Consider the following 11,976-nt stretch of genomic DNA (forward strand, 5'->3'; position numbering starts at 1 on the left):
ACCCGCATGAGCCGCCGCCTGATCCTGATCCGCCACGGACAAACTACCTATAACGCCACCGGCCGCATGCAGGGCCACTTGGACACCGAGCTGTCCGAGCTAGGCTATGAGCAGGCCCGCGCCGCCGCGCGCCTGCTGCAGGATCAGGGCGTGTCTAAAATCGTCGCCTCCGATCTCCTCCGCGCGCGCGAAACTGCGCGCGTCGTCGCCGAGGCGCTCGGCGTGGATTTCACCACGGATGCCCGCCTGCGTGAGACGCACCTAGGACAGTGGCAGGGCAGAACCTCCGCCGAAGTAGATGCAGAGTTCCCAGGCGCGCGCGCCATCTGGCGCCACGACCCCACCTGGGCGCCGCCACAGGGCGAATCCCGCGTGGATGTGGCCGAGCGCGCCCGACCCGTCGTCGATGAGCTCATGGCAGACTTCGCCGGCTGGGACCAGGGCCCCGTCCTCATCGTGGCTCATGGCGGCGCTATCTCGGCGCTGACCTGTCACCTGCTCGGACTCGACCATGCGCAGTACGGAATCCTTTCCGGCTTGAAGAATACGCACTGGTCGCAGCTGACCGCCCGCCCGGACTTTAACCCGGAAACGCCGCTATCCTCCCTGGAGTTCACCCCAGATAATGTGGGCAGCGCCCAGTGGTATTTCGACGGCTGGAATATGGGCGGCGAGGTCACCGGGGACGGCGGGGCGGATATCTAGTGACGGTTCGCGTCATTACGGATTCCTCCGCGGGCCTGCCGCCGGAGCTGGCGGAGCAGCTATCCATTACCGTCATTGACCTGCACCTTATGGAAAGCCACGGCAAGGATGGCCTGGAGCGCTCCACCTCGGGCTTGAGCGCGCTGGAGTTGGCCGCCGCCTATGGCCGCGAAATGGAGCGCGCCCAAGATGATGGCGTGGTGGCCATTCACCTGTCCAAAGAGCTATCTTCCACCTATTCCGCCGCGGTATCCGCCTCCGGCGTTTTTCCGCACACGGTGCGGGTGATTGACTCCGGTTCGGCCGGCATGGCCATGGGCGCGGCCGCCATGTCCGCCGCCAAGCTCGCCTCCCGCGGCGCCAGCTTGGACGAGTGCTATGCCGCGGCCATCGATACCCTCAAGCGCGCGGCTACCTGGGTCTACCTGCATTCCACGGAGGACCTGCGCCGCTCTGGCCGCCTTTCCCCGGCCACGGCCGTGCTGTCTACGGCGCTGTTGGCCACCAAGCCGATTATGTCGATTACCCGGGGCAAGCTGGAGCTGGTGGGCAAGACCCGCACCCAGACCAAGGCTTTTACCAAGCTGGTGGACCTCATCGCCTCCCGCGCGGACGGCGAGCCGGCCTTCGTTGCCATCCAGCACAACCAAGCCGAAGACGCGGCTGCCAAGCTGGAGGCGCTCCTTGAAGCGGCGCTGCCGCAGGGTTCGTCCTTTATCTGCACTCCGCTTAACGACGTCCTCTCTGTCCACGCCGGCCCCTCCGCCATCGGCGTCTCCGCTGTGTTTAGCTCCGAGCCTCCCGCCGAACCAGCACATCCTCACACACGTGGTCGACCCCGCGCCTTCTCGCCGCGCCGTTCTGTGGATAACTAGGCCCACCGCGCCGGGTTCGTTGACGCCCACAACAAGTTATCCACAGCCCACCTCCGCTCGACCTTTCACTGGTGTGCGCCCGCGCTTAGCCTCAGCGCCATGGCGGCACCCAAGATCAGCGAACGACTCCGCGAATTTACCCAACCCACCGGCGAGGAAGAACTCCTCGCCATCGATTACCCGCGCCCGCGACTGCGCATCAGCCCCTGGCAGGCCTGCGCTGTGGCGGTCATTCTCGTTATCGGCGTAGTGGTCTGGCTCGGCATCAATGCGCGATCCGAAGAATCCTCCGGCATGCCCGAGCCCGCGGCATTAAGCGATGCCCCGAGCGAGGAACCCAGCGAAATCATCGTCTCGGTCATCGGCGAAGTTGCCGAGCCCGGCCTGAAGACACTCGAGCCCGGTGCGCGCGTCGCCGATGCCCTCGCCGCCGCCCAGCCGCTACCAGGCGCCGAGACCATGGCGCTCAACCATGCGCAGCGGCTTTCCGACGGCCAACAGCTCCACATTCTGCCCTCCGGCGCCGCTCCACCTCCCGCACCCGGTGAACCCGCCCCCGCCGGCGACAACTCCAGCAGCCCTGGCGGCAGCGCTAGCGGCAGCGGCGTGAGCCTCAATAACGCCACCGCCGAGGAGCTCACCGAACTCAAGGGCGTCGGCGAGGTGACCGCGCTGGCCATCGTGGCCTACCGCGAGGAGCACGGCGGCTTCAAGGATGTGGAAGAGCTCCTGGAGGTCTCCGGCATCGGGCCGGCGAAGCTGGCACAGCTTAAAGACCAAGTCCAGCTCTAGCCCGTACCTGAGCGTGCGATGCGAGAACTGCGGCTCGTCCCCGGCGCGGCTACCGCCTGGCTGGCCGTCATCGCCGTGCTGCTCGCCGGCCGCGGCTGGGCCATCGCACTCATCGCGGTCGTCGTCGCGCTGTGCCTTATTGCTCGTCAGTGGGGCCAAGCGCTCTTCTGCGGGGCGGTCGCTGGGGGTGCGGCGCTCGTCGCCGCGGTGCGCCAGGATCGTGCTGCCGCATTCGACCTCGGCAGCGAAGTCACCGGGCGCCTTGTCACTGCACCGACACAGACCAGTACGGGCGGCTGGCTGCTCAAGCTCAAGGTTCCGGGATACCCCACCCAGCTGCCGGTCTTTAGCCCAGAACCAGTCCCGGTGGCGGCCGGCGCCGAGCTTACGGCCAGGGTGAGGGTAGGGGAGTCGGATAGGGCGGGTGTCGGAAAGCTCAGCGCCAATGCCGCCGACGTGCAGGTAACCGCCGAGCCCGAAGGCCTGGCCGGCTGGGCGGCCGAGGTGGCCGAGAATTTCCGCGCGCTGGTCCTCGATACCGTCGGTCCTTCCAGCCAGGGCCTTATCCCCGGCATGGTGCTCGGCGATACCGCGCTGCAAGATACCGCCGAGCGCGACCTGTATATCGCCACCGGGCTCTCCCACTTGAGTGCTGTATCCGGCGCCAATGTGGCCATCGTCTGCTCCGCCGCGGCCGTGGTCTGCGCTGCCTTCGCGCTCGGGCCCCGCGCCCGCGTGGCCGCCTCCCTGTGCGCGCTGGCCACCTATGTTCTGCTTGTGGGCTTCGAACCCTCCGTCCAGCGCGCGGCCGTCGCCGGGGTAGTAGGCCTGCTTACCGTGCTCAATTCCACGCGCATGGAGCCCATCCATGCGCTCAGCCTCGGCATCATCGCGCTGCTCTTTGTGGATTCCGACCTCGCCGTGCACTTCGGCTTCGCCCTATCCTGTGCGGCGACGCTCGGCATCGTGGCGCTCAGCCCCCTCATCTATAAGCACTTGGCCGTGACCGGCTGGCCCGCCATCTTCCTGCGTGCGGTTGCCGTGGCCATCGCCGCCGATATCGTCACCCTCCCGCTGGTGGCACTCATGTCCGGCGAGGTCTCCGTGGTCTCCGTGCTGGCCAATATCCTCGTCGAGCCAGCCACCGTGCCGATTACCATCGTGGGGCTTATCGCCGCCATCTTTGCCCAGCTGGGCCCGCTCGATGTGCTGGGCGCCGGCTTGCTGCGCCTCATTGAGCCGTTTTCGTGGTGGATTAATACCATCGCCCACGGCGTAGCACACCTGCCCGTGGTCACCATCCCCGCCTACCCGCTTTTTACGCTGCTTGCCTACGCCTGGATCATCGCCGGCCTCCTCTATCACCGCCCGTGGCTCACCTTGGCGCTGACGCTGGCGGGCATCGCCTGGCTCGGCCTGACCGCAGGCTAGAATGGCGGGCATGCCTCCAGTACACCTCATCCTCGGCGACGATGAATTCCTCACCGAACGCGCCCGCCTGCAGATCCAGCGCGCCGCGGCCGAGGAGAGCGGTCCCACCGGTACCCGGCCCGAGCTGACCAAGCTCAAAGCCTCCGAGGTCTCTGAGGGCGAGATCCTCGAGGCCACCAGCCCGTCGCTGTTTGGCGATAACCGCGTCATCGTCATCAGCGACTGCGAGCGCGCCGGCAAAGAAGTAGTCGATATCCTCCTGCGCGCCTGCGCCAATCCCGCGCCGGGCATGACCATGGTCATCATCTACTCCGTGACGGCCAAGACGCTGAAGAAAAAGAAGAAGCAGCCCGAGCTCGTGGCCAAGCTGCGCAAGATTGCTGAGGTCCATGAGGTCTTTTCGCTCTACCCCAATGAGCTGGGCCAGTGGGCCACCCGCGAATTTTCTAGCCACGGCGTGCGCCCCACCCCGGACGTTATCCACGCCGTGCTCGAGGGAGTGGGCTCTGACCTGCGCGAACTGGCTTCGGCCATCTCCCAGCTGGTTTCTGATACCGGCGGCAATGTCACCCGCGAGGCGGTGCAAAACTACTACGTCGGTGTGGCCGAGGTCGCCAATTGGGACATTGCCGACGCCGCCGTCGCCGGCCGCGTCGAAGCCGCCGTATCCACCTGCCGCCGCGCCCTCCAACTGGGTGCGAGCCCCGTGGCGATTGCCGCCGCGCTGGCCAATAAGGTCGGCGCCGTCGCCCGCCTCTACTCCGCGCGCGGGGACCAGTACTCGCTGGCGAGCCAAACTGGCCTGGCACCCTACGTGGTCAAAATGACCCAGCCCGTGGCCCGCCGCTGGTCCGCCGATAATGTCACCAAGGCCGTCATCCTCGTCTCCGAGCTCGATGCCGCCGTCAAAGGCCAAGGCGGTGAGCCCGAATTCGCCCTTGAGGCGGCCGTCAAACGCGTCGCGGAACTGGCGCGATAAGCTAGAAACCATGTCTGAAACGCAAGTGCAAGAATTCGCCGGTCGACTCTTTGACATGGCGCGCGAGGGCAACCTGGACCTCCTCGCCTATATCGACCACGGCGTGAATATCGACCTCGTCAACCACGAAGGCCAGTCCTTTATCATGCTCGCCGCCTATCACAGCCACGCCGAGCTGGTTACCGCACTTGCCCGCGCCGGCGCAGACGTCAACCTACTCAATGACCGCGGCCAGTCCCCGCTGGCCGGTGCCATCTTCAAGAAGGAAGACGCGGTTATCGACGCCCTCCTTGCCACCCACGCCGACCCCACCGCCGGCCAGCCTTCCGCGCTGGATTCTGCCCGGCTGTTCGGCCGCGAGGACCTTATCCCCCGCCTCGAAAGCGAGGCGGGGGAGTGACCTGGACATCCTTTTTCACCCTCTTGCTGATGAACCTGGTGGGCGTCGCCTCGCCGGGGCCGGACATCATTTTGGTGACCCGCTACGCCACCCGCTCGCGCCGCCACGCCATTGCCGCGGCCGCCGGCATCCAGATCGGCGTGCTTTTCTGGTGCGCCGCCACCGTCTTTGGCGCCGCCGCGCTGCTGACCGCCTTTCCAGAAATCCTCGGCGCGGTCCAGGCCATCGGCGGCTGCTTCTTGGTGTTTATGGGAACGCGCGCGCTGCGCAGCGGCATCGCCCAGCGCGCCAATCCACCGGTAGACCTTGAAGACGCAGCCGCCCAGCTCGGCCGCCTGCGCACCGCCTTCAAGGTCGGCCTAGCCACCAATATGTCCAACCCAAAAATCGTGCTCTTCCTCGCCGCGATGATCGCCCCGCTGCTCCCGGCCAGCCCACCCGTCTGGCTGGCGATTGCGCTGACCCTCTCGCTTTCGCTGTCGGCCTTCCTCTTCTTCCTCGTCGTCGCCACGGTAATTTCCACCAATGCCGTGCGCCGCAAGCTCATCGCCGCCGGCCCGTGGATCGACATCGGCTCTGGCCTCTTCTTTATCATCGCCGGTATCGTCCTCATCATCTCCGGCGGGCAGAACCTGCTGGCCTAAAACAGGCGCGGCGTGCCCTCGGCCACCGTGTCCAGCACCCACTGGGTCCAGCGGGCGACGGTGGAGGCGCGCCGCCGGGACGTCGCCAAGCTGAGCCCCAGCCCCTCCATGGCCGCACAAATCTCTGCGGTGCTAGCCACCGCGCCGCGGGCCAGGCTGAGCTCTAGGACTTCGCGGAAAACCCGCCGCGCCGCCAGCGCTCGTATGAGCGCCGCATTCCGGGAGTCACGCTGCGGTTGCTCGATAACCCGCCGCCCGTGCTCCGTCGGCTCCCACGCTTCCTTCACCGGCTCCGCCAGGCCCAGGTAGCGCGCGGCATTGGCATAATAATCCGCCTGCCGCGGGTCGAAATCATAGCGCTGGGTAATCTCCGCCTTGCTTAGCGGCTGCAGGGCGATGAGCTCCAGCAGGTTGACCACCCGCTCGAAGCTATTAGCTTGCGGGAACGGCACGGCTGGCTCGGGTTCGGGCTCTACCGCCCGCACAATATCGAGCGCCGCCTGCGCATCCAGAGTCGAGGCGGACAGCGCGTAGCGGGCGCTATCGACCAGCGCAATGCTGCGAAAATCCGCCGGGTCCCGAAATTCATAGCGGTACAGGTGGAAAATACCATTGGAGTACACCAGGTAAACCGGCACGACATCCTTGGCCAGGCGCTGCTGGAACCGGCGATACGGAAAATATAGCTGCCGGATATTGAAATCGTCCGAAAGGTGGTTCTTCGCCTCCACCAGCACCAGGTGCTCGAGCGATTCGAAGCCGCCGTCGATCTCCATCTGCGCGCGGTCCACCGCCACATCCACGCCCAAGTCCGGCAGCCGCACCTTAAGCCCGCGCGTGGACATGCGCCCGGCCACCGTCGCCTGCAATGGCCCGCAGCCCAAGAAGTCCTCTAGCATCCCGCTTGCCGACGCCTCATTTAGCGCCACTGCCTCCGAGCTCACTGCCTCCAACGAGAGGGTGTCCAGCCCCGCCGGCAGCTCCAGCGTGCGCACCTCGCCGCGCTGCGTTTCTGGAAATCGTTCGTACAGGTTGAATCGTCCCACCAGGTATTCGCCCCGGCTGACCGGCACGATTCCCAGCTGGAGACGCTGAAAAATCCAGGGCCGCGACGTAGAAAAATCATGCTTGGCCATCAGCCGCGGCTGCCGGCCCGAGAGCCGTTCTAGCTCCCGCGCGCCAATATAGAAATACCCGCGCCGCTCCAGCTCCGCGTCGTATCCCGACGCCAGGATGCGCAGCCAGCCCCAGTCATTGACGCCGAGCTTCACCGTTTCCGGCACACCAAAGCGCGCCCGCAGCTCCTGCGCTTCCGGCCCGCTAGTCACCGCGGACCTCGTAGTTGCGCACCAGGACCTCGTCGACCTTGCCCCGCTTCGAACCAACGGAATTAATCGCCCGCGTTGCCCCCACGATGCCTACTTCATAGTCCGCATAGAGCTCGCGGATGAACTCGGTGGCCGAATTAGACAACAGGAACTTCACCCCGCGCCTATCCAAGTCATCGCAGACCTCTTTGAGACGCTCTTGTTCCGCACGGTCAAAGCCGCCCTTCTGGTAGCCGGTAAACGAGCTCGTCACATTCACCGGGTCATAGGGCGGGTCGAAGTACACAAAGTCCCCCTCGCGCGCCTGTGCTACCGCCGCGGCGAAATCACCCTGCGAGAAGGCCACATCATTATCCGCAAAATAGCGGTGCACCGCGCGCAGCGTGTCTTCATCGCAGATGGTGGGATTCTTATAACGCCCGAACGGGGCATTAAATTGACCGGCCGCGTTCACGCGGTACAGGCCGTTATAGCAGGTGCGGTTGAGATACAACGTTCGTGCCGCGCGCTCGACGGGGGAGAGGGCGGCAAACTTGTGGGCATCCCGGTCCACTGCGCGCAGCGCATAGAAAAACTCTGCGTCATTGGGGTAGCCCGCGAGCTCCTCAATGAGCTCATCGACGCCGCCACGCACCACCTCATAGAGGTTGATGAGCTCACTATTGAGATCGTTGACCCGTGCGCTGGCCGGCTCCAGAGAGAAAAGCACCGCGCCGCCACCGATGAAGGGTTCGTAATAACGCCGCGGGGCCTCCGCCGGCAGGGCGGCGTGGATATGCGGCAAGAGCTGGCGCTTCCCGCCCGCCCATTTCACCAGTGGCTTAACGTTTTTCATCGTTGACTCATCTTAGCCGTCCCACCGGACACAAGCACCATCGGGTTTTCGAACGTGCGAGCGGGTAAATCGGATGCGTGGCCGCGCGGCGGCGCCATCTTGGTTGTCCAACGTCACAGTTTCGCCTAATGGTGCCATGACGGGCGAAAATGCGCAGCCGTGTCGGCGGGGAATTCCCCTGGTGTGCATGGCAGTTTCTCTGACCGAATATAAGGTAATAAAATCGCCTCAAAATCCCTTAGCTTGTAGGCAAAATAGAATTTCCTCACAATTTCTTAGGGAGAAAGAAAAGATACTGAAGCTTGAAGAGCGTCGGGACAGAAAGGGGCATTCATGCCGCGTATATCAAAAATCCGAGTCGCTGCGCTCAACCTCGTCATCGAAAATGGTTATGACGGGTTCACCATGGAGGAGCTCGCTCACAAAGTGGGCGTTTCCCGCCGTACGCTTTTTAATTACATAAAAGACAAAGAATCGGCAGTTTTAGGCTCCGAAATGTCGGAGGAAGTGGAGAACCAATTCCAAAATTTCGCCGCGGGATTGCCCACCGGAAGCCTGCGCGAAGATTCCAAAATCATGGCCATGACCGTATTCAATCGTGCCGTAGGCGATGAGTTCTTCCCCGAAATTTCCCAGCTCACGGCCCAGGCGTTGGCTAAGGATACGAAGCTGCGCGCCCTGTACTGCCAGCGCAATAGCCGCATCATTCAGCGCGTCCGCCAGGCGGTGCAGGCTCGCGAAGGTTGGAAGTCCTCCGATCCGCGTCTTACGCCGACCGTCAACATCATCCACACCCAGTTCCTGACCGCCTTTGAGACCTTCGTGGAAACCCGTGGCGGCACTTCGCTTGCCGACGCCTTCCACAACGCCGGCGCCATCTTCGAAGACTACTTCAACGATGAACTGGCCTAAGCGCCCCGCCTAAGTCTTACCGGCCCTACCTGCCGGTTCCGCCGGCCAAAGTAAGCTAAGAAAATCCCCCGGCGCGCTCCGTAGAGCGCGACCGGGGGATGATCTGTGCAATGGCTCTTAGTCCATCTTGTTGAACGCGGAAGCCATGCCGGACTTCTTGTTGGCTGCGGTGTTGCGGTGGAAGACACCCTTGGACACGGACTTGTCCAGGGCGCGGGATGCCACGCGCAGCTGCTTCTCAGCAGCAGCCTTGTCGCCAGTAGCGACAGCCTCGCGGAACTTGCGGATCTCGGTACGGACGGCGGAGCGAACGCCCTTGTTGCGGCGGCGTGCCTTCTCGTTGGTGATAACGCGCTTCTGCTTGGACTTGATATTTGCCATGAAAAATACCTCTTAGTAATCGAAAGTGATTGACGTAGAAACCGACCTACTCGGACTACTCCCGCGGCCAGCAATTACTGGCGCGCTCGGCGCTGGTATTCGAAGAGCGAACCCAAGGTCCTGCCCGCCCCGACCAACGCGCCCGGCAAGTAAGTAACCAACACACAATAGCAGTACCGAACCCGACCTGCCAAAACCCTCCCCGCGACAGCCGTCTCCCAGGTCTCTGGCTCCCGGCCCGCTGGCTCCCTAGCCACCGGCCGCGCGGCGGCTAGGCCCAGTGGTAGCGCGCCCGCAACCTATTCGCGATTCGTTCGAATCTGCGTTCCGGAAAAAGCGTGCCTTGCCGGCGCACCTGCTCCTCGGATACCTCGAGCAGGCGGTCGAGGCGCACCCAGCAATCGCACCCGGATTCGTCCCATTCGCCGGAACCGATTTCCAGCCAGGCGTCGTCAAGCGCATGCTTTGGGTTGGGGGAGATAAGCAAGCCCATTACCGTGGTGCGGGTGCGGCCGACGACCAAAATGGCGCGCTCGCGCGGTGGTGCCTGCTTACCTTCGGCCGGTACCCACACCCAGACCACCTCGCCGGAGTCGGCCTGGCCGTCCATATCGGGGGTGAAAAATATGGACCGGGGGTGGGAGGCAGTGGCCTCTACCTGGATATCGGCGGCCTTGCGCGGCCCGTGGAACTCATCCGACCTATCCAGCCCCAACCGGGAATTAATGCGGCTCAGGCCGGTGTCTATTGGCTCGCGCTCGCTGATTCCCAGCGCTTGGCGCAGACGGGTGAGCATGGCGCTTTTCATGTCGACTATTGTAGACGTATGTCTGAAAACTTTGCGGCCACGACGTTTACGGATCCCGCCCGAATCCGAAACTTCTGCATTATTGCTCACATCGACCACGGCAAGTCGACGCTGGCGGACCGCATCCTGCAGCTATCCAAGGTGGTTGCGGAGCGCGATATGCGTGACCAGTTCCTCGATAATATGGACATCGAGCGCGAGCGCGGCATTACCATTAAGGCGCAGAACGTGCGCTTGCCGTGGGTGCCCCAGTCCGGCACCGCGCAGGGGGAGCAGATTGTCATGCAGATGATCGACACCCCCGGCCACGTGGACTTTACCTACGAGGTCTCCCGCGCGCTCGAGGCGTGTGAGGGCGCTATCCTGCTTGTCGACGCCGCCCAGGGCATCGAAGCCCAAACCCTCGCCAACCTCTACCTGGCGATGGAAAACGACCTGGAAATCATCCCGGTCCTCAATAAAATCGACCTGCCGGCCGCCGACCCGGAAAAATACGCGCTGGAAATCGCCAATATCATCGGCTGCGAGCCGGAAGAGGTGCTGCGCGTGTCGGGCAAGACCGGCGAGGGCGTCGTCGAGCTGCTGGACAAGGTCTGCGAGCTAGTCCCGCCGCCATCTTCTGAATTCGACGCCGATGCGCCGGCCCGCGCCATGATTTTTGACTCCGTCTATGACACCTACCGCGGCGTGGTGACCTATATCCGCATGGTGGACGGCAAGCTCACCCCGCGCCAGAAGGTCACCATGATGTCGACCAACGCCAACCATGAGCTGCTGGAAATCGGCATCGTTTCGCCCACGATGCAAAAGTGTGAGGGCTTGGGTCCTGGCGAGGTGGGCTACCTCATTACCGGCGTAAAGGACGTCCGCGAGACCAAGGTGGGCGATACCGTCACCTGGTCCAACGGCGGCGCCGAAACCCCACTTAAGGGATACAAGGACCCGGACCCGATGGTCTACTCCGGCCTTTTCCCCATTTCCCAGGCCGATTTCCCGGACCTGCGCGATGCGTTGGAAAAGCTGCAGCTTAACGACGCCTCCTTAACCTTCGAGCCCGAAACCTCCGTCGCCCTCGGCTTTGGTTTCCGCTGCGGCTTCTTGGGTTTGTTGCATATGGAAATTACCCGCGACCGCTTGGAGCGCGAGTTCGGCCTCGACCTGATTTCCACCGCGCCATCGGTAACCTACCGCGTGGTGGCCGAAGACGGCGAGGAAAAGTGGGTCCACAACCCGTCTGACTGGCCGGAAGGAAAGCTCAACGAGGTCTATGAGCCCGTGGTGAAGATGACCGTCATCGTGCCTGAGCAGTTCGTCGGCCCCACCATGGAACTCTGCCAGTCCAAGCGCGGCCAGATGGGCGGCATGGACTACCTTTCCGAGGACCGCGTGGAGCTGCGCTACACCATGCCGCTCGGTGAAATCATCTTCGACTTCTTCGATATGCTCAAGTCCCGCACCAAGGGCTATGCCTCGCTGAACTACGAAGAGGCCGGCGAGCAGCTCGCGGACTTGGTAAAGGTCGACATTTTGCTCAACGGCGACCCAGTCGACGCCTTCTCTGCCATCGTCCACCGCGATTCCGCCCAGTGGTACGGCAATAAGATGACCAAAAAGCTCAAGGAACTCATCCCGCGCCAGCAGTTCGAGGTGCCCGTCCAGGCGGCCATCGGCTCGAAGATCATCGCCCGCGAAAACATCCGCGCTATGCGCAAGGACGTGCTGGCCAAGTGCTACGGCGGCGATATCTCCCGTAAGCGCAAGCTGCTGGAAAAGCAGAAGGCCGGTAAGAAGCGCATGAAGACGCTGGGCTCCGTCTCGGTGCCGCAGGAAGCCTTCGTGGCCGCGCTGTCTACCGACGCCGACGATTAATCCACCCCACGCACGCC

At 63.7% G+C, this 11,976-nt stretch carries 13 protein-coding genes; 9 read left to right on the forward strand and 4 right to left on the reverse strand.

Features of this window, described 5'->3' with window-relative positions; all coding sequences use genetic code 11:
* The first annotated feature begins 6 nt into the window (after positions 1 to 6).
* From MHX61_RS02965 to MHX61_RS02995, 7 genes are all read left to right on the forward strand, one after another.
* Positions 7 to 705, forward strand: a complete 699-nt coding sequence (locus tag MHX61_RS02965) for a histidine phosphatase family protein (protein ID WP_239192386.1) — start codon at positions 7 to 9, stop codon at positions 703 to 705.
* Positions 705 to 1,580, forward strand: coding sequence for a DegV family protein (locus tag MHX61_RS02970; RefSeq protein ID WP_204611185.1), 876 nt, complete (start codon positions 705 to 707; stop codon positions 1,578 to 1,580). The genes MHX61_RS02965 and MHX61_RS02970 overlap by 1 nt, the downstream gene beginning before the upstream one ends.
* A gap of 99 nt (positions 1,581 to 1,679) precedes the next feature.
* Positions 1,680 to 2,372, forward strand: coding sequence for a helix-hairpin-helix domain-containing protein (locus MHX61_RS02975; RefSeq protein ID WP_239192389.1), 693 nt, complete (start codon positions 1,680 to 1,682; stop codon positions 2,370 to 2,372).
* Between the two features lie 18 nt (positions 2,373 to 2,390).
* Complete coding sequence (locus tag MHX61_RS02980) at positions 2,391 to 3,803, forward strand: ComEC/Rec2 family competence protein (RefSeq protein WP_239192407.1); 1,413 nt, start codon at positions 2,391 to 2,393, stop codon at positions 3,801 to 3,803.
* A 1-nt stretch (position 3,804) separates the two neighbouring features.
* A complete protein-coding gene (holA, locus tag MHX61_RS02985) occupies positions 3,805 to 4,782 on the forward strand; it encodes a DNA polymerase III subunit delta (RefSeq protein ID WP_239192410.1) in 978 nt (325 codons plus the stop codon).
* 10 nt (positions 4,783 to 4,792) lie between these two features.
* The gene (locus MHX61_RS02990) at positions 4,793 to 5,182 is read left to right on the forward strand and encodes an ankyrin repeat domain-containing protein (RefSeq protein WP_239192415.1); all 390 of its coding nucleotides are present in this window, start codon (positions 4,793 to 4,795) and stop codon (positions 5,180 to 5,182) included.
* Positions 5,179 to 5,826, forward strand: a complete 648-nt coding sequence (locus tag MHX61_RS02995; RefSeq protein WP_150851841.1) for a LysE family translocator — start codon at positions 5,179 to 5,181, stop codon at positions 5,824 to 5,826. The genes MHX61_RS02990 and MHX61_RS02995 overlap by 4 nt, the downstream gene beginning before the upstream one ends.
* On the opposite strand, the gene MHX61_RS03000 is transcribed toward MHX61_RS02995, so the two are convergent.
* Together MHX61_RS03000 and MHX61_RS03005 are read right to left on the reverse strand one after the other, a co-directional pair.
* Positions 5,823 to 7,154 carry a hypothetical protein gene (locus MHX61_RS03000; RefSeq protein ID WP_239192418.1) on the reverse strand — a complete coding sequence of 444 codons (1,332 nt, stop codon included), beginning with the start codon at positions 7,152 to 7,154 and terminating at the stop codon, positions 5,823 to 5,825. The genes MHX61_RS02995 and MHX61_RS03000 overlap by 4 nt on opposite strands.
* Positions 7,147 to 7,989, reverse strand: coding sequence for a DNA adenine methylase (locus MHX61_RS03005; RefSeq protein ID WP_239192421.1), 843 nt, complete (start codon positions 7,987 to 7,989; stop codon positions 7,147 to 7,149). Before MHX61_RS03005 ends, MHX61_RS03000 begins: the two co-directional genes overlap by 8 nt.
* A 333-nt stretch (positions 7,990 to 8,322) precedes the next feature.
* On the opposite strand from MHX61_RS03005, the gene MHX61_RS03010 reads away from it, so the two are divergent.
* Positions 8,323 to 8,901, forward strand: coding sequence for a TetR/AcrR family transcriptional regulator (locus MHX61_RS03010; RefSeq protein WP_204611196.1), 579 nt, complete (start codon positions 8,323 to 8,325; stop codon positions 8,899 to 8,901).
* A 117-nt stretch (positions 8,902 to 9,018) separates the two neighbouring features.
* Here MHX61_RS03010 and rpsT read toward each other — a convergent pair whose 3' ends face one another.
* Together rpsT and MHX61_RS03020 are read right to left on the reverse strand one after the other, a co-directional pair.
* Positions 9,019 to 9,282: a 30S ribosomal protein S20 gene (rpsT, locus tag MHX61_RS03015; protein WP_023020958.1), complete on the reverse strand. Its 264-nt coding sequence runs from the start codon at positions 9,280 to 9,282 to the stop codon at positions 9,019 to 9,021.
* A gap of 271 nt (positions 9,283 to 9,553) precedes the next feature.
* Positions 9,554 to 10,090: a type II toxin-antitoxin system PemK/MazF family toxin gene (locus MHX61_RS03020; RefSeq protein WP_204611198.1), complete on the reverse strand. Its 537-nt coding sequence runs from the start codon at positions 10,088 to 10,090 to the stop codon at positions 9,554 to 9,556.
* A gap of 18 nt (positions 10,091 to 10,108) precedes the next feature.
* Between MHX61_RS03020 and lepA the strand changes: the two genes are divergently transcribed.
* Positions 10,109 to 11,959 (forward strand): translation elongation factor 4, encoded by a 1,851-nt coding sequence (lepA, locus tag MHX61_RS03025; RefSeq protein ID WP_005324118.1) that lies wholly within the window; start codon positions 10,109 to 10,111, stop codon positions 11,957 to 11,959.
* Positions 11,960 to 11,976: the final 17 nt, after the last annotated feature.

This window comes from Corynebacterium sp. ACRPF (genome assembly GCF_022347395.1).
Lineage (GTDB): Bacteria > Actinomycetota > Actinomycetes > Mycobacteriales > Mycobacteriaceae > Corynebacterium > Corynebacterium tuberculostearicum_D.

What these genes read in the sequence shown, in the direction of transcription:
- MHX61_RS02965 (WP_239192386.1), top strand. Translation starts at nt 7, where the DNA reads ATGAGCCGCCGCCTGATCCTGATCCGCCACGGACAAACTACCTATAAC.
- MHX61_RS02975 (WP_239192389.1), top strand. Translation starts at nt 1,680, where the DNA reads ATGGCGGCACCCAAGATCAGCGAACGACTCCGCGAATTTACCCAACCC.
- MHX61_RS02980 (WP_239192407.1), top strand. Translation starts at nt 2,391, where the DNA reads ATGCGAGAACTGCGGCTCGTCCCCGGCGCGGCTACCGCCTGGCTGGCC.
- holA (WP_239192410.1), top strand. Translation starts at nt 3,805, where the DNA reads ATGGCGGGCATGCCTCCAGTACACCTCATCCTCGGCGACGATGAATTC.
- MHX61_RS02990 (WP_239192415.1), top strand. Translation starts at nt 4,793, where the DNA reads ATGTCTGAAACGCAAGTGCAAGAATTCGCCGGTCGACTCTTTGACATG.
- MHX61_RS03005 (WP_239192421.1), bottom strand. Translation starts at nt 7,989, where the DNA reads ATGAAAAACGTTAAGCCACTGGTGAAATGGGCGGGCGGGAAGCGCCAG.
- MHX61_RS03010 (WP_204611196.1), top strand. Translation starts at nt 8,323, where the DNA reads ATGCCGCGTATATCAAAAATCCGAGTCGCTGCGCTCAACCTCGTCATC.
- rpsT (WP_023020958.1), bottom strand. Translation starts at nt 9,282, where the DNA reads ATGGCAAATATCAAGTCCAAGCAGAAGCGCGTTATCACCAACGAGAAG.
- MHX61_RS03020 (WP_204611198.1), bottom strand. Translation starts at nt 10,090, where the DNA reads ATGAAAAGCGCCATGCTCACCCGTCTGCGCCAAGCGCTGGGAATCAGC.
- lepA (WP_005324118.1), top strand. Translation starts at nt 10,109, where the DNA reads ATGTCTGAAAACTTTGCGGCCACGACGTTTACGGATCCCGCCCGAATC.